At 72.9% G+C, this 16,879-nt stretch carries 10 protein-coding genes; 5 read left to right on the top strand and 5 right to left on the bottom strand.

What is annotated here, in order from left to right; all coding sequences use genetic code 11:
- Positions 1–39: 39 nt before the first annotated feature.
- Positions 40–369, top strand: a complete 330-nt coding sequence (locus ACGFI9_RS22315) for a hypothetical protein (RefSeq protein WP_393180514.1) — start codon at positions 40–42, stop codon at positions 367–369.
- Between the two features lie 50 nt (positions 370–419).
- Here ACGFI9_RS22315 and ACGFI9_RS22310 read toward each other — a convergent pair whose 3' ends face one another.
- On the bottom strand, positions 420–1,580 hold the full coding sequence (locus tag ACGFI9_RS22310; RefSeq protein ID WP_393180512.1) for a cellulose binding domain-containing protein: 1,161 nt from the start codon (positions 1,578–1,580) through the stop codon (positions 420–422).
- Between the two features lie 287 nt (positions 1,581–1,867).
- On the opposite strand from ACGFI9_RS22310, the gene ACGFI9_RS22305 reads away from it, so the two are divergent.
- From ACGFI9_RS22305 to ctaD, 3 genes are all read left to right on the top strand, one after another.
- Positions 1,868–5,572 (top strand): LamG domain-containing protein, encoded by a 3,705-nt coding sequence (locus ACGFI9_RS22305; protein WP_393180510.1) that lies wholly within the window; start codon positions 1,868–1,870, stop codon positions 5,570–5,572.
- 238 nt (positions 5,573–5,810) lie between these two features.
- The gene (locus ACGFI9_RS22300; RefSeq protein ID WP_393180508.1) at positions 5,811–6,917 is read left to right on the top strand and encodes an FAD-dependent monooxygenase; all 1,107 of its coding nucleotides are present in this window, start codon (positions 5,811–5,813) and stop codon (positions 6,915–6,917) included.
- 143 nt (positions 6,918–7,060) lie between these two features.
- Positions 7,061–8,818: a cytochrome c oxidase subunit I gene (gene ctaD / locus ACGFI9_RS22295; protein ID WP_393180506.1), complete on the top strand. Its 1,758-nt coding sequence runs from the start codon at positions 7,061–7,063 to the stop codon at positions 8,816–8,818.
- Between the two features lie 412 nt (positions 8,819–9,230).
- On the opposite strand, the gene ACGFI9_RS22290 is transcribed toward ctaD, so the two are convergent.
- From ACGFI9_RS22290 to ACGFI9_RS22275, 4 genes are read right to left on the bottom strand one after another with little or no spacing between them, the layout of a single operon-like run.
- The gene (locus ACGFI9_RS22290) at positions 9,231–10,469 is read right to left on the bottom strand and encodes an MFS transporter (protein ID WP_393180504.1); all 1,239 of its coding nucleotides are present in this window, start codon (positions 10,467–10,469) and stop codon (positions 9,231–9,233) included.
- Between the two features lie 39 nt (positions 10,470–10,508).
- A complete protein-coding gene (locus ACGFI9_RS22285; RefSeq protein WP_393180502.1) occupies positions 10,509–11,090 on the bottom strand; it encodes an isochorismatase family protein in 582 nt (193 codons plus the stop codon).
- Between the two features lie 11 nt (positions 11,091–11,101).
- Positions 11,102–12,388, bottom strand: a complete 1,287-nt coding sequence (locus ACGFI9_RS22280) for a nicotinate phosphoribosyltransferase (RefSeq protein ID WP_393180500.1) — start codon at positions 12,386–12,388, stop codon at positions 11,102–11,104.
- Positions 12,389–12,405: 17 nt separating this feature from the next.
- On the bottom strand, positions 12,406–15,084 hold the full coding sequence (locus tag ACGFI9_RS22275) for a LuxR C-terminal-related transcriptional regulator (protein WP_393180498.1): 2,679 nt from the start codon (positions 15,082–15,084) through the stop codon (positions 12,406–12,408).
- 191 nt (positions 15,085–15,275) lie between these two features.
- Here ACGFI9_RS22275 and ACGFI9_RS22270 point away from each other — a divergent pair, with 191 nt between their 5' ends.
- Positions 15,276–16,850, top strand: coding sequence for a hypothetical protein (locus ACGFI9_RS22270; RefSeq protein ID WP_393180496.1), 1,575 nt, complete (start codon positions 15,276–15,278; stop codon positions 16,848–16,850).
- Positions 16,851–16,879 lie beyond the last annotated feature (29 nt).

The following is a 16,879-nucleotide window of genomic DNA, read 5'->3' as shown; positions in this document are numbered from 1 at the left end:
TCCAGGTGGGGGTGGCCGGTGCCGGCCGCGGTCCGCGTGGTGAGCGCCGCTCAGCTCGGTGAGCTGGTCGAGACCGAACTGGCGAGCGGCTCTGGCCGACGCGTCAGGGACCTGCCGGTCGAGGCGGACCGGGAGTATCTGCTCTTCCCACACACCCACGAGACGTCCCCGGTTCCCAGCTGGAAGTGCGTCGTGGTCATGCTTCCCGCCGGCGGTGAGCTGATGGGTCCCGCCGGCCGGGAGATCGGGTACGGCCATCTGGACGTGTCCGTGGCGGAACTGCGCCGGTTGCCCCGCGTACCCCGGCGTCGGCGCGACGAGGTGCTGCACTGGCTGGCGTACGAGGCGTCCCGGCGGCGACGTCGCTGAGCGCGTACGGGGCGCGGCCCTCCCGGACCGCGCCCCATGTTCGCCTCCGGTCAGGCCCGGGTGCAGGCCACGCCGTTGAGGGAGAAGCTGGTCGGCGAGGAGTACGTCCCGCTCAGCGTCGCCTGGTAGCCGAAGCTCGTCGACGCCCCCGGCGAGAGCGTGCCGTTGTAGCTGAGGTTCCGGGCGGTCACCGCGGACCCGCTCTGGCTCACCGTGGCGTTCCACGCGCTGGTGACGGTCTGCCCCGAGGGCAGGTTGTAGGTCAGCGTCCAGCCGTTGATGGTGCCGGAGCCGGTGTTGGTGATCAGCACGTCGGCGGTGAAGCCGTTGTTCCAGACGCTGGGCGCGGTGTACTTCACCGAGCATCCCGAGCCGCCCGGCGGCGGCGTGGTCGGCGACGGGCTGCTGGTCTGCGGCGGCGGGGTGGTGGACGGCGGCGGGGTGCTGGTGCCGCCGGTGTTGACGCTCTGCGAGAACGAGTTGACCGCGAGGCCGACGCCGCCCTGCCACGGCTCGAAGCCGGCCTGGATGCTGGTCAGGTACCAGTCGCTGGTGATCGCACCCCGGCTGCGGGTGTCGTTGATGAACGCCATGACGTCGAAGCTCATGCTGGTGATCGCCGACGGGGCCAGGTACGAGATGACGTTGTTGGAGCCGTTGCTGCCCCGCCAGACCTCCCAGGTCCGGCCGGCGATGCTGGCATTGCCGACCGGGGAACCGATCGGCTGGATGGAGCCCTGCCGGTTGAACCAGATCATGATCTCCATCTGGTTCACCCCGTCCTTCTTCGGCGTGGGGTCGAGCCAGATGTCGTACGCGGCGTCGTAGATCGCGCCGCTGACGTAGTTGTAGCTGATGCTGCCCGGCGCGCTGCTGATGTTCTTCACCTGGACCGGCAGGTTGGTGCCGGGCGAGCAGTTCGTGTAGTGGCAGCCCACGAAGATCGACGGGTACGAGACCGGCGCGCCGCTGGTGTTCCCCACGCCGTCCTGCCGGGTGATGGAGAAGCCGGTGGAGGTGACGTTGATGCACTGCTGGGCGGTGGTGCCCCAGCGGTTGTTCTGCACGACGTACTTGCCGCCGATGGTGGTGGAGCCGTACTGGTCGCAGATCTGGGTGTCGGCGGAGGCGTTGCCGCCGAGGATGACGGCGACGATCGAGCCGGCGGCCAGCAGACCGGCGGCCACGATGGCCCTCAGTGGACGCTTCATGATGCTCCTTGGCTGCGGCGCGGGGGCGCCGGGGGACGGGTGGGAGATTACGTGCGGGAGCGCTCCCACGTTCAGAGCAACACATTTACATGGTTGAAACCGTTGCGCAACCGCACCGGTCAAGTCGATCTCCGGTGTTGACGTTCCGTGTCCTCGCGGCCGCGTTGAGCGGGGACCGACGCGTCCGCGCGCCACGCTCCGTACCCCCGCTGAACGGGTGATTGACCCTCATCGGGTGGCCCCATACTGTGTCGCTGATCTTCGATGCCTGACACGGGGGAGTGCACATGGCACCTCGCTGGACCCTGCCCAAAAAACGGAGCAGGAGAGCAAATCCCGGCCCGAGGCGGCGCCGCCTGGCCGGACTGACCATCGCTGCGCTGGCCGCCGCCGGCGTGGTCCCGGTGGCCGCGCCGGCGCCGACGACCGCCAAGGCCGCCGCGCCGGTCTGTGCGGACGTGAAGACATCTGAACGGGAGGCGGTGGCGACCGCCGCCGCGTGCGGCCGACCCGTGGCCGTCGGGTCCTCCCGGTCGGAATACACCCAGGTCATCGCCCAGCCTGACGGGCGAATGCAGATGGAGTCGGCGGTGGAGCCGCAGCGGACCCGGCGGTCCGACGGTTCGTGGGTGGATGTGGACCTGTCCCTGCGCGCGGGTGCGGACGGTCTGCTGCGGCCGGCCGCGTCGGTGGCCGACGTGGCGTTCTCCGCCGGCGGGGACCGGCCGCTGATCACGCTCAAACGGGCCGGTCGGTTGTTGACGTTCTCGTGGCCGGGGCAGCTGCCCGCGCCCGTGGTGTCAGGGGATTCCGCGACGTACCCGGGGGTGCTGCCGGACGTGGATCTGGTGGTCCGGGCGACCCGCACCGGTTTCACGCACGTGCTGGTGGTGCGGAGCGCGAAGGCGGCGGCGAACCCGGCGGTGCGGGAGATCCTGCTGAAGACCGGTGGTGACGTGACGGTGTCGCGGTTGCGCGACGGGTCGCTGTCGGCGACGGCGGGCGCGCTGGGGATCGCGCGGTCCCACCCGGCGGTGATGTGGGACTCGTCGTTGCCGACGCGGGCGAGGCTGGCCGGCCAGGACGTGAACGTGGCGCGGTCGGACGCGGTGGCGGCCGGCGACGGCGCGCGCACCGCCGCGGTGCAGACGCGGGTGAGCCGAGGCGAGTTGCGGCTCGTGCCGGACGCGAAGCTGCTGGCCGGGGCCACCTATCCGCTGTACATCGACCCGGCGTGGTCGGTGGGCAAGTCGAAGTGGGCGTACGCGACCAGCGACGGGTGCACCAACACCGACTACTCGGTCGCCCGGGTCGGTTACAGCCCGGACGGGCCGTGTACCGGGTCGCGGTTCCGGTCGTACTTCGAGTTCCCGACCACCAACGGCAGCGTGTCGCTGAAGGGCAAGTACATCTACTCGGCGTACGTGCAGATGAACCTGTACCACTCCTGGTCGTGCTCGAACACCTGGACACACATGTACCTGACCCCGGTGATCAACGCGACGATGAAGGCGTCGTTCTCCGGGATGACGTTGAAGTCGTGGCTGGACTCGGCCGAGGGGCACGCGAACAAGGGCACCGGCTGTTCCGACTCCCCGCAGCCGGACATGATCATGAATTTCACCGGCTCGAACGTGAAGAGCCAGGTGCAGACCGCGGCCAACGGTAGCTGGAACACGATCACCGTCGGCTTCTGCGCGTGCAACTCCGACGGCCAGTACGAGACGTCGCAGGACCGGTGGAAGAAGTTCACCCCCGGCAAGGCCAAGCTGATCGTCGACTACGACTCGCGGCCGGGTAAGCCGAACAACCTCCAGATCGCGGGGATCGCCTGCGCCACCTCCGGGGTGAGCACCATCGGCACGCTCAACCCGACCTTCTCAGCCATCTACCCGGACGCCGACACCACCCAGGCGCTGCTCGGCGTGTACGAGTGGATCGAGGTGCCCTCCGGCGGCATCGGCACGGTCACCGACACCTACCCGACCCGGTTGGCGGCACCGGCCCGGATCTCGGCACCCGCGAACGGACGGGGTACCACGGCCGCGGTCACGGTGGCCAAGGACAAGACCTACGCGTTCCGGGTGACCGCCCAGGACCCCGCTCCCTACTACCAGTGGAGTGGCTGGGGCGCATGGTGCCAGTTCAAGGCGGACATCACCGTGCCGCCGGTCACCGTGACGGTGGTCACCCCGCCGGCCGGCCCCGGCCAGCCCGGCACCTTCAAGATCTCCTCGACGGCCACCGACGTGACCAGCTTCAAGTACGGCTGGACCGCGGCCACCACCAGCGTGCCCGCCACCACCGTCACCGGCGGCAAAGCCGCCACGGTGACCCTGACCGCGCCGAAGTACGGCCTGAACATCCTGTACGCCTCCGCGATCGACGGCACCCTCAACGAGGGCTTCGGCAGCACCGAGTTCACCGTCGGCCGGCCGAGCCCGGCGGTCGCCAAGTGGGGGCTGGAGACCTACCCCGGCCAGACCCAGGCCCAGGCCCTGGCCGACTCGCAGAGCGCGCTCGGTGACACCGACGGCACCGGTCCGCTGGTCAACGACACCCCGCTGACCGCCAGCAACGTGACCTGGTCCAGCGACACCCACCTGCTCGGCGGGACGGCCGCCACCATGAACGGCACCACCAGCGCGGCGGAGACCGCCAAGCCGGTGATCAACACGAGCCAGTCGTTCAGCGTGGCGGCCTGGGTGCGGTTGGGGGCGATGCCCACGTCCGACACCGTGGCCCTGGTCCAGGACGGCACCGACGCGGCCGGCTTCCAGCTCGGCACCCGGATGGTCGGCTCGCCGGCCGTCGCGAAGTGGTCGTTCGGCATGAAGGACAACTCGGCCCAGTCCAGCGGCACCCGGGCGGCCACCCAGCCGATCGCGGCCACCGAGGTCGGCAAGTGGGTGCATCTGGTCGGCGTCTTCGACAAGCCGGCCGGGAAGATCCGCCTCTACGTCGACGACCAGCCGGCGATGGAGTCGGCCGGACCGGCCACGCCGTGGCAGGCCACCGGCGGCTTCGCGGTGGGCCGCGGCTTCGTCGGCGGGTCGAAGGACAAGTACTGGAACGGGTCGATCGTCGACGTGCAGGTCTACGACCGCGTGTTGGTGGAGGAGGACTTCACCGGGGCGTTCGCGCCGGACCCGGAGTCGGGCGGCTTCGACGAGCCGGGCATGCTGACCCCGACCCTGGTCGGCCAGTGGGGCTTCGAGGGTGCCACGCAGTGCTGGATCCAGGACCTCGCTGACACCTGCGAGGCCATGGACGGCACCCAGTTCGGACGCTGGCTGGCACTTCAGCGGGGCGCGGACCCCAACGCCGCCGGCAACCGGGACAACGGCCTCGCACTGGACGGCGCCTACTACCCCGACCAGGGCGGATCGGGCGAGGCGACCCAGGAGTGGGCGCGTACGGCGTACAAGAACGGGGTGAGCGGGCCGGACGCCGAGGGCAACACCTACACGAACTGGCAGTACACCCCGGTGCTGCGCACCGACCAGTCGTTCACCGTGTCGGCCTGGGTGAAGCTGGACGTCACCGACCGCTACCAGATGGTCCTGGCGCAGGAGGGGACGGTGAACAACGGCTTCTACCTCTACTACGGCAACGACAACGGTGGTGAGTGGAAGTTCAAGATGCTCAAGGACGGGGCCACCCCGGACGGCGGCACGGGCGCGACCATCGCGGCGGCACCGGCGCAGGATCTCGACGAGACCTGGCACCACGTGGTCGGCGTGCTGGACGTCGGTCGCCGCGAGATCAAGCTCTACGTCGACGGTGACGTGGTGAAGACGCTCGCGCTGAACTCGGCGTGGCAGCCCTGGCAGGCCAACGGCCCGCTGCGGGTCGGCAGCGGCTGGGGCAACTACAGCCCGCTGTTCGGCACGGTCGACGACGTCGCCGCCTACCAGGGCGCGATGACCGACGTCCAGGTCCGGGCGCTGTACAACGCGCAGGTCGTCCGGGACCCGGCGCCGACCGAGTGACCCACCCGGGTCGGCGGCCCGTCCGGGTCGCCGACACGGAGACCCCAACGGCGGGTCGGGCGCTGCCCGACCCGCCGTTCGGCGTCATCCGGCCGGTGTGGGACGCCCGCCCGTGGGACCGGTCCCACACACCGAGGGACTGCCGCGCCCGGGCCGATGGGGTCTACCGTGGGCCGGTTGCCGCGAGTAGTGTCTTGCCTCCAACGCGTGCCGAACCCCTCCGGAGGCGTACACCACCATGGGTGGCTCCCCCCTGCGCATCCTCGTCGTCGGCGCGGGCATCGCCGGTCTCGCCGTGGCCCGGGCGCTGCGGCTGGCGGGGTTCCGGCCCGACGTCACCGAGAAGCTGCCGCCCACCGAGCGCACCGACGTCGGCCTCTATCTCCCGGGCAACGCGGCGCGGGCGCTGCGCCGGCTCGACCTGGACGGCCCGCTACGCCCGCTCGGCCAGGTCATCCACCGGCAGCGGTTCCTCGACGCCGCCGGCGCGCCGCTCTGCGAGGTCGACCTCGACGCCCTGTGGGCCGGGGTGGGGGAGTGCCGGGCGCTGCCCCGCGCCGAACTGCACCGGGTGCTCCTCACCGGGGCCGGCGGCGCGGTCCGGCACGGCGCCGAGGTCCGCACCGTCGAGCCCCTGCCCGGCGGCGTCGCCGTCGGCTTCACCGACGGGACCTCCGCCGAGTACGACCTGGTCATCGGCGCGGACGGGCCGCGCTCCGCGGTGCGTACCCTGGCCGCGCTCGGCGGGCCGCCCCGCACCGCCGGCCAGGTGGTCTACCGGGCCGTGGTCCGGGGTGGGCCACGGGTCGCCGACTGGACGGCGCTGCTCGGCCAGCGCGCCGGCTTCCTCGTGGTGCCGATCGGGGCCGGCCGGCTGCACTGCTACGCCGACGAGGCCGGCACCGACCTTCCGGCCGACCCGCTCGCCCGGCTGCGCGAGCTGTTCGGCGACTACGGCGGCCCGGTCCCCGAGGTCCTGGCCGCGCTGGAGCACGTGCACGCCGAGCTCACCGAGGAGGTCGAGCTGGGGCGCTGGTTCCACGGCCGGGTGCTGCTCGTCGGTGACGCGGCCCACGCCACCGCGCCGACCCTCTCCCAGGGCGCCGCGATGGCGCTCGAGGACGCGGTGGTGCTCGCCGAGTCGCTCAAGGCCGCCGGCAGCGTGGACGCCGCGCTGATCGCGTACGAGAGCCGCCGCCGGCCGCGTACCCGCTGGGTGCGGGACCGGACCCGGGACCGCAACCGGACCCGCGACGTGCCGCCGGCGCTGCGCGACCCGCTGCTGCGCGGACGCGGCGGACGCATCTTCCAGGAGCACTACCGGTTGCTGGTGGACCCGCTCTGACCCGCGGCCGCAGAAGGGCAGTGATCGTAGCCGCCCACCCCACGCGGCACCCCCACGTGCCGGGGACTATCCTCCTTGCGGATGACGGCTGCGCAGATGACCAGCGCGTGCCGAGCGGGACAACCCAGAACCGGAGGCCACTCGTGACCACCGTCGCACCCAAGCCGGTCGTGACCCGGCCCTGGCCGGTCCGCGAGCCGGTCAAGGGGTCGGCCATCGCGCGGCTGCTGCGCACCACGGACGCGAAGCAGATCGGGATCATGTACATGGTCACCGCGTTCGCGTTCTTCATGATCGGCGGCCTGATGGCGCTGATCATGCGCGCCGAGCTGGCGCGGCCGGGCCTGCAGTTCCTGTCGCCCGAGCAGTACAACCAGCTCTTCACCATGCACGGCACGATCATGCTGCTGTTCTTCGCGACGCCGATCGTGTTCGCCTTCGCGAACTACGTGGTGCCGCTGCAGATCGGCGCGCCCGACGTGTCGTTCCCCCGACTGAACGCCTTCGCCTACTGGCTCTACCTCTTCGGTGGCACCATGGCGACCGCCGGCTTCATCAGCCCCGGTGGCGCCGCCGACTTCGGCTGGACCGCGTACACCCCGCTGAGCACGGCCGAGCACTCGCCGGGCGTCGGCGCGAACATGTGGGTGGTCGGCCTGGCCATCTCCGGTCTGGGCACCATCCTCGGCGCGGTCAACCTGATCACCACGATCCTGACCCTGCGCGCCCCCGGCATGACCATGTTCCGGATGCCGATCTTCACCTGGAACATGCTGGTCACCAGCCTGCTGGCGATCCTGGTCTTCCCGCTGCTGGCCGCCGCGCTCTTCGCGCTCGCCGCGGACCGCCTGCTCGGCGCCCACGTGTACGACCCGGCGACCGGCGGGCCGATGCTCTGGCAGCACCTCTTCTGGTTCTTCGGGCACCCCGAGGTCTACATCATCGCGCTGCCGTTCTTCGGCATCATCACCGAGGTCATCCCGGTCTTCTCCCGGAAGCCGATCTTCGGTTACAAGGGCCTCGTCGCCGCGACCCTCGCCATCGCCGCCCTGTCGATGAGCGTCTGGGCGCACCACATGTTCGCCACCGGCCAGGTGCTGCTGCCGTTCTTCAGCTTCCTCAGCTACCTGATCGCCGTGCCGACCGGCATGAAGTTCTTCAACTGGATCGGCACCATGTGGAAGGGCCAGATCTCCTTCGAGACGCCGATGCTCTTCGCGGTCGGCTTCCTGGTGACCTTCCTCTTCGGTGGTCTGACCGGTGTGATCCTGGCCAGCCCGCCGCTCGACTTCCACCTGCACGACTCGTACTTCGTGGTGGCGCACTTCCACTACGTGCTCTTCGGCACGATCGTGTTCGCCGTCTTCTCGGGCATCTACTTCTGGTTCCCGAAGATGTTCGGCCGGATGCTCGACGAGCGGCTCGGCAAGGTGCACTTCTGGCTGACCATGATCGGCTTCCACACCACCTTCCTGGTGCAGCACTGGCTGGGCAACGAGGGCATGCCGCGTCGGTACGCCGACTACCTGCCCAGTGACGACTTCACCATCCTGAACACCGTCTCCACCGTCGGCGCGTTCATCACCGGCATCTCGACCCTGCCGTTCATCTGGAACTGCTGGAAGTCGTACAAGGCCGGCCCGGTGGTCGAGGTCGACGACCCCTGGGGCCACGGCAACTCGCTGGAGTGGGCCACCAGCTCCCCGCCGCCGCTGCGCAACTTCGACCGGATGCCGCGGATCCGCTCCGAGCGCCCGGCGTTCGACCTGAAGTTCCCCGAGCTGGCCGCCGGGCAGAGCCTGGCCGGCCCGCCGGAGGGCGGCGCGAAGCCGCTGACCAGCGAGGCCAACGGTGGCGCCAGCTACCAGGAGGACACCGCCGGCAACCTCGACCGGCGCTGACGCTCCGTCGAACCGCCTGAACGGGCGCCGCACCCCACCGGGTGCGGCGCCCGTCGCCGTTTCCCCCTCGGCGCCGCCCCGGCCCCCGCCTCGTGAGGGCTCCCGTCTCGGGGTTGTTGACCAAGGGGTTTGCGTCGGGATCGGGGGCTGATCCGACGCAAACCCCTTGATCACCGTTGCTCTGGTCGCGGGACGGGGTTGGGACGGGTCGTCCGGACATCGAGGGGAAGACCACAACCTCGCCGGGGTCACGGCATCCGCGTGCGGGGAGGCCGCCACCTCTGGATCTTCGCCGGCGAGGCCGGCCCGGGCTTGCGGCGCGGCCGAGGCGCGGGGCTGTCCCCACCCGGGCCCCGGGGCCCGGGCCGGCGCCGGACGCGGATGGCTCGTCTGCCGCCGGGCCTGGGGACGGTCAAACGGTGGCGGGGGCCAGGTCGGGGTCCGGCGTGGGGGCGACGGTCTCGCGACGGTGGCGCAGCTCGACGGGGATCACCGCCAGGGCGACCAGGACGCCGATGGCGCCCGTGACGGCGAAACCCCACATCGGGGCCGACGCGTCGATCACCGCGCCGGCCAGCGGCGCGCCGAGGGCGATGCCCACGGTGACCGCGGAGCCGTGCAGGCCCATCGCCTCACCGCGTACGCCGGCCGGGGCGAGCCGGCTGACCGCGTCGGCGGTCGACGCGATGGTGGGCGCGCAGAGCGCACCGGCCGGGATCAGCGCGAGGCAGAGCAGCCACCAGTGCGCCCCGCCCAGCCCGACCGGGATGGTGGTGAGGCTGAGCGTCGCCATCAGCACCAGCGGGGAGAACGAGCGGGTGACCGCCCCGTACGCGAAGCCGCCCACCAGCGAGGCCACCGCCCAGGCGGCCAGCACGGCGCCGGTCCAGCCGACCTCACCGCCGGCGCGCAGCACGGCGACCACGGCGACGTCGGTGCCGCCGAGCACCAGGGTGGCGGCCAGGCTCACCGCCAGCACGGCGAGCAGCCGGGGCGTGAGCCACTCGCGGCGGGGCACCTTGCGGGGCGGCCCGGCCGGCTCGTCGGCGCCGCGGGTCGGCGGGTCGAGCAGCCAGAAGCAGATCCCCGAGGCCACGATCCCGGCCCCGACCGCCCACATGGTGACGCGCGGGGACAGTGCGGTGGCGAGGGCCACGGCCAGCGCCGGGCCCACCATGAACGACAGCTCCACCGACATCGAGTCCAGCGCGTACGCCGGGCGGCGCCGCTCGGCCGGCACCAGCGCGGCGACCGACTGGCGGACCACCGAGAAGACCGGCAGGGCGAGCAGCCCGGCGAGGAAGGCCGCCGGCAGCAGCACGGCGTACGACAGGGTCGGCGCGCTGGCCCAGAAGACGCCCTCGGCGACCGTGGTCAGCAGCAGCACCGGGCGTAGTCCGCGCCGGTCGACCAGCCGGCCGAGCAGCGGGGAGCCGAGCGCGGCGCCGACGGTCGACGCGGCGCCCACCAGGCCGGCGGCGCCGTAGCCCCGGCCGAGGTCCAGCACGACGTGGAAGGTGAGCGTCACCCCGGTGGCGGTGAGTGGGACGCGGGCCAGCACCGACACCAGCAGCAGCGACCGGAGACCGGGCAGGGCGAGTGCCTCCCGGTAAGGCTTCAAGTTCACGACGGTCCGTACCTCCGGCGACATCCTCGACCGGAGGTACGACAGTTGCAAACGATTACCTGGTCAAGCGGTCCTGATCACAGGTTCGCCGACCGTGGTGACACCGGCCCCGTCGAGCGCCCGCAGCGCCATGTCCAGGGTCTCCGGCGCCACGGCGGCGGTGAGGTCGAGCAGCACGGTGGTGGCGAAACCCTCGCGGGCGGCGTCCAGGGCGGTCGCCCGGACGCAGTGGTCGGTGGCGATCCCGACCACGTCGACCCGGTCGACGTCGTGCCGGCGCAGCCAGTCGGCCAGGCATTCACCGTCCCCGGCGTGCCCCTCGAAACCGGAGTACGCGGCGGCGTGCTCGCCCTTGTGGAAGATCGCCTCGACCCGGTCGGTCTCCAGGTCGGGGTGGAACTCCGATCCGGCGGTGCCCACCACGCAGTGCCGGGGCCAGGAGTCGACGAAGTTCGGCGGGTTGCCGAAGTGCGACCCCGGGTCGACGTGGTAGTCCTTCGTCGCCACCACGTGGTCCCAGCGGTCCGGCTCGGCGGCGAGCAGCCGGGAGATGCCGGCCGCCACGCCCGCCCCGCCGGCCACGGCGAGCGAGCCGCCCTCACAGAAGTCGTTCTGCACGTCCACGATGATCAACGCGTTGCCCATGCCGGTCCTCCTCAGGTCGAGGGTACGACGGTCACCGGGATGGCCGGGTCGCCGCCGGAGAGCTTCAGTCCCTCCCAGGGGATGGAGATCAGGCACTGCCGCAGGTGCTCCCGCGACTCCGCGAGGGTGGGCAGCGCCACCGGTTCGCCGTCGACGATGAAGGAGCGCTGGAGCAGGCGGTCGTTCGGCTGCCGGTCCGGCACCCCCTGCGGCACGATGACCTCCTCGGTCGCGGTGCCGGTCGGCTTGTGCCGGCGGACCGCCACCTTCCGACCGCCGATGGTGGCCTTGTGCTCGGAACGCTTGACGACCGGCCGCCCGTCGACCTCGACCAGCTTGTAGACCAGGCCGGCGGTGGGCGCCCCGGAGCCGGTCACCACGGCGGTGCCGGCGCCGTACATGTCGACCGGCTCGGCGGCGAGCGTGGCGATGGAGTACTCGTCCAGATCACCGGAGACGATGATCTTCGTCTCGGTGGCGCCGAGCGAGTCGAGCAGCTCCCGGGACTGCTGGGCGATGACGGTCAGGTCGCCCGAGTCGATCCGGATCGCCCGCAGCTCCGGCCCGGCGATCTCGATCGCGTTCCGGATGCCCTCGCTGATGTCGTACGTGTCGACCAGCAGCGTGGTGTCCTTGCCCAGCGTGGCGACCTGCGAGGCGAAGGCCGCGCGCTCGTCGTCGTGCAGCAGCGTGAACGCGTGCGCGGCGGTGCCAGCGGTGGGGATGCCGTACTTCTGGCCGGCGGCGAGGTTGGAGGTGAACCGGAACCCGGCCAGGTACGCCGCCCGCGCGGCGGCCACCGCGGCGCCCTCGTGCGCCCGGCGGGAACCCATCTCGATCAGCGCCCGACCGCGGGCGGCGGTGACCATCCGGGCGGCTGCCGCGGCGACCGCGCAGTCGTGGTTGAGCACCGACAGCACCAGCGTCTCCAGCACCACGCACTCGGCGAAGCCGCCGGAGACGGTGAGGATCGGGGAACTGGGGAAGAACAGCTCGCCCTCGGCGTACCCGTCGACGTCACCGGTGAAGCGGTAGTTGGTCAGCCACTCGGCGGCCCGGTCGTCCACCACCCCGGTCCGGCGCAGGAAGTCGACCTCCTCGGCGTCAAACCGGAACTCCCGGATCAGCTCGATCAACCGGGCCGTCCCGGCGACCACCCCGTAGCGCCGGCCCGCCGGCAGCCGGCGGGTGAACACCTCGAAGACGCAGCGGCGGTCGGCCGTACCGTCCCGCAGGGCGGCGCTGATCATGGTCAGCTCGTAGTGGTCGGTCAGCAGCGCGGGGCGAAGGGTGCTCACGGCTCCCAGCCTAGAGTTCAGGCCGGACCGGTGCCCTCCTGGCCCGGCATCGACCGCAGGGCGGCCCGCAGTTCGGCCCGGCCGGCCACGCCGAGCTTGCTGTAGACCCGCTGGAGGTGGTTCTCCACGGTGCGGCTGGACAGGTAGAGCCGCTCACCGATGGCCCGGCTGGTGGCCCCCTCGGCGGCCAGCCGGGCGATCTCCCACTCGCGCTCGCTGAGCGTCGGCCGGAGCAGCCGCAGCGCGGGGGTGTCGACCACGTCACAGCGGCGGAGCAGGTCGGCGAGGCGTTCCCGGGCCGGACCGGTGGCGGCGGCCCGGCCACGGCCGGCGTGGTGCAGGGCCGTCGCGGTGGCCTCGGCGGCGTACACCACCAGGTCCCGCGCGGCGAAGCCGTCGGCGACCGCGAGCAGCTCGGTGGGGCCGCCGTCGACCGCCGCCCGGGCGTACCGGGCGACCAGCGGGGGCAGGGTGCCGTCGACCCGCTCGGAGAGTTCGGTCAGGCGCTGCGCCACCGTCCGCCGCCCGCCGTCGGTGCAGGTGGGTCCGACCGGCGCGGCGGCCTGGCCGAACCGGACCAGGTCGAGCAGGACCAGCAGCTCGTGGCCGGCGAAGCCGTCCTCGCGGAGCCGGTCGGCCAGCGCGCTCAGGTGCTTGGTGGCGGCCGGCAGGTCACCGGCGGCGGCGTGCACCGCGCCCCGGGCCTGCTCCAGCCAGGGGTACAGCACCGCCATGCCGGGGGCGTGGGTGCGGTCCGCCTCCGCCATCGCCTCCGCGGCGTGCGTCGCGTCGCCGCGCAGCGCCGCCGCCTGGGCCCGTTCGGCGTGCGCCAGGCCGGCGTACACCCGGCTGGTGGCGAGCACCGCGCAGGCGCCGAGGCTGGTCTTGAGCGCGTCGTCGCTGTGCCCCCGCAGCCGCGCCGCGTATGCCTGCAGGATGGCCAGGTAGCCGGTGCCGAGCCGGAAGTCCCCGGCGCCCGCCAGGTCGGCGAACTCGTCGGCGACGATCGCGTCGATGCCGGCGAGGTCGCCGGAGAGCGCCAGCCGGGTGCCCCGGGCCAGCTCCATCGCGAGTTGCAGGTATGGCATGTCGCCACGCCAGCGGGCCGCCTCGGCCTGCACCCGGGCGATGGCGGTGGCGCTGCGCCGGTACTGCCCCTGGGCGGCCTGGAGGTGGGCGACCGTGCAGCGGGCCAGCTCCCGCGCGGCCACCGGGGCGGCCGGCCGGTCGAGCACCGCCTGGGCGAGCCGCAGCGCGGCGCCGGTGTCCAGCCCGTGCAGCCGCATGATCGCCTCGAAGGCTCGGCCGCGGGCCTGGTCGGCCGGGTCGGTCAGCCCGGCGACGCTCGCCGCGATCTCCTCCACCGTGGACTCGCGGCTGAGTCCCCAGTAGCTGACCATGCCGCGTACCGTCAGCCAGCGGCTGCGCCGCTGGTCGTCGGTGATCACGCCGGCCACCGAGTCGAGCACCTGGATCGCCTCGTCCGGCCGGTCGCCGAACATGAGGATGGTGGCGAGCAGTTCGGCCGCGTCGGAGCCGCCCTCGGCCTCCAGCGCGGCGCGGGCCAGCCGGGTGGCCAGCGGCACGTCGTACCGGCCGAAGGCCTGGGCGGCCGCGTCCAGCAGCAGCCCCGGATCCTGCGCCGTGCCGGAATCCAGCCGCCACACGGCCACCCGGAGCACGTCGTCCCGGCGCCGCTTGCCGACCTGCTCCAGCAGCTCGGCCAGGGTGGCCTGGAGCCGGCGGGTCCGGCTGACCGGGCACTGCCGGCGCATCACCTCGCCGTAGAGCGGATGGGCGAGCCGGACGTTCAGCCGCCGGTCGTCGTGGATCACGGTGATCAGGCCGCGCTCCTCGGCGGTCTCCACGTCGGCCGGGTCGACCGCCCGCTGGAGCAGGTGCAGGCCGAGCGGCTCGCCGAACGCCACCAGCTCGACCACCGCCCGTACGCCCGGGGTGAGCTGGCCGATCCGCGTGTCGATCAGATCGGTGAGGCTGGGGGCCAGCTCGAGCCGTCCGGTCCACTTCCAGATCCCGTACGTCCGGCTCAGCTCGTCGCCGCCGGAGGCGGCCAGCACCAGCTCGCGCAGCAGCAGCGGGTTGCCCGCGGAGAGCCGGAACAGCCGGTCCGCGGTCCCGGCGTCGACCGGCCCGCCGAGGATCGCGGCGAGCAGCCCGGTGGTCTCGGCCGGGCCGAGCGGCGCCAGCTCGACCAGGTCCACCAGGTCGTCGGTCCACAGCGCGCGGATCGGCAGCGGGATCTGCTCGCCGTTGCGCAGCGTGCCGATCACGGTGGTGTTCTCGGCGCGGGCGATGAGGTGGACCAGCGCGGCCGACGGCGGGTCGAGCAGGTGCGCGTCGTCGATCGCGAGCACGATCGGCCGGCCGGCGGCCTGCTCCTGGAGCAGGTCCACCGCCCAGCGGAGGATGCCGGCGGGGGAGAGCCCCTGCGGCTGCTCGGCGGGGAGCACCTGGACGAGGCCGCCGAAGGGCAGCGCCGCGGTGGTGGCGCTTGCGGAGACCGACCAGATCGCGTACCGGTCGGTGGGGAGGTTGGCGATCCCCTCGCGGAGCAGCCGGCTCTTGCCGACCCCGGCGCTGCCACTGAAGAGCAACCCGCGTCCCGCAGGGCCGCCGACCGCCGACAACAGACGGTTGAGCTCATCCCTTCGGCCGACGAAGTCCCACCGACTCATCGGTGCAGCATATCGACGGTAATCCGTCCGCGTGTACATCGTCACGCAGCGAAGTTGAGTAATCGCTCGATTACCGGTGAGTATCCGGGGTATTCCTTGTCGCGCACCCGACAGCCGTACTCTGCTGCCACCACGGATTTCCCCCGACACGACCGGACCGCAACCCGGTCGCCCTACCGGGAGGCCGCTTGATGAAGCCGGGCCCACTCCGCTCGGTCGACGTGCCCCATCCGGGCGGGCCGGCCGAGCCGCGGCGCTGCGCGCCCCTGCCCACCCGGCTCGGGATCACCGATCCCGGCCCGGACGAGCCGCTGGCCGTCGTCGTCGCCGGTCCGGCCGGCGCCGGCCGGCGTGAGCTGCTCGCCGGCCTGCTCGGGCTGGAGCCCGGGATGCTGACCGTCCCCGCCGGCAGCTACCTGCTCGTCAACCACGGGCGGGTGCCGACCCGCGCCGCCTACGTGCCGGGCTACCGCCAGCCGCACTCGTACGGCGCCGACCCGCTCGCCGCGGGTCCGGCCCTGGCCCGTCCGCCACGCCGGGTGGAACTGAGCCTGCCCGACCCGCTGCTGCGTCACTTCGCCGTGCTCGACACGCCGGACACCGGCTCGCTCGGCGTCGCGGGCGGCCGGGCGCTGCTCGACGCGGTCGGCCGGGCCGGCGCGCTGCTCTTCGTGATCTCCGCCGACCAGGCGTTCAGCTCGGCCGAGCTGAACCTGCTCGCGGAACTCGCCCGGACCCGGGTCGAGGTGTTCTTCGCGGTCACTCCGGGGGTGGCCGGCTGGGCGGGCCCGGTGGACGGACCGACGGTTACGGAGGGCGCGGGGGCGTCCGTCCCGTCGATCGGCCGCCCGGGCGTGTCGGTGCCGCGCCCGGCCGGGCGCCGGGTCGACCCGGTGGAGGTCTCCCTCGCGGCGCACCGCGCCGCCCTGCTGTCGGCGGTGCCCGGCCTGGCCGACGCCCGTTGGTACGCGGTCCGGCAGGTCGACCACGCGGCCCTGCGCCGGGCGCTGGTCGGCTGGGCGGCGGACGAGGGGTTGCGGCGCGCCAGCGTCCGGCCGCCGGAGCCGCCCGGCGCGCACGGCAGGGTGCCGGTCGTGTCCGGGCTCGACCCCGGGGACGTCGCCGACCGGCTCGACCGCCAGGCCCGCTCCTGCGCGCAGCGGATCCGTCAGCACCTCGCCCTGGAGCTGGCCAACATCCACCTCCGGGTGGTGCAGGAGATCGTCTTCGGGGTCGGCTGCGCGGGCCTGCCGCAGCTGCTCGACCGGGAGATGGAGGCGCTGTCGCTGCTCGCCACCGCCCAGTGCGACGAGGCGGCCCGGGCCATCCTCGACGACACGGCCGCCCGGGTCTTCGGGGCGCCGCTGGCCGAGGGGGTCCGCCACCGGATCACGCACGCCGTCCGCTGGGGTCTCGCCGACCACCCCGCCGGCCGGGAGCTGGACCGGGTGCTCCTGGTCACCAGCACGGCCGGGGTGGCCGGGCTGACCGGCGGCGGGGCGTTCGACGCCCTGTCCGGTTTCCCCGGCGCGCAGCGGGACGAGGTGCTGCCGCCAGTCGGGGTGGCGCTCTCCGGCGGCTGCTGGCAGCACTGGCGTACGCCCGGCAACCACGACCCGAACGGCGCGCGCTCCTGGGCCCAGCGGGCGCTGCGGGAGGTGGAGCTGGAGCTGTCCCGCGAGGTGTCCCGCCGCTTCGAGGTGATCCGTCTCTCGCTGGGCACGGTGCTCACCGATGCAGTCGACCACGGCATCCTGCTCGCCTGAGCGGGGGGCCGTAGGCCGGTCGACCGGGC

The organism is Micromonospora sp. NPDC048930 (assembly GCF_043197935.1).
Classification (GTDB): Bacteria; Actinomycetota; Actinomycetes; order Mycobacteriales; family Micromonosporaceae; genus Micromonospora.
This window is presented reverse-complemented; position numbering and strand designations above follow the sequence as displayed.

Excerpts from the sequence above, each read along its gene's own strand:
- ACGFI9_RS22310 (WP_393180512.1), bottom strand. The coding sequence starts at position 1,580 with ATGAAGCGTCCACTGAGGGCCATCGTGGCCGCCGGTCTGCTGGCCGCC.
- ACGFI9_RS22305 (WP_393180510.1), top strand. The coding sequence starts at position 1,868 with ATGGCACCTCGCTGGACCCTGCCCAAAAAACGGAGCAGGAGAGCAAAT.
- ACGFI9_RS22300 (WP_393180508.1), top strand. The coding sequence starts at position 5,811 with ATGGGTGGCTCCCCCCTGCGCATCCTCGTCGTCGGCGCGGGCATCGCC.
- ACGFI9_RS22290 (WP_393180504.1), bottom strand. The coding sequence starts at position 10,469 with ATGTCGCCGGAGGTACGGACCGTCGTGAACTTGAAGCCTTACCGGGAG.
- ACGFI9_RS22285 (WP_393180502.1), bottom strand. The coding sequence starts at position 11,090 with ATGGGCAACGCGTTGATCATCGTGGACGTGCAGAACGACTTCTGTGAG.
- ACGFI9_RS22275 (WP_393180498.1), bottom strand. The coding sequence starts at position 15,084 with ATGAGTCGGTGGGACTTCGTCGGCCGAAGGGATGAGCTCAACCGTCTG.
- ACGFI9_RS22270 (WP_393180496.1), top strand. The coding sequence starts at position 15,276 with ATGAAGCCGGGCCCACTCCGCTCGGTCGACGTGCCCCATCCGGGCGGG.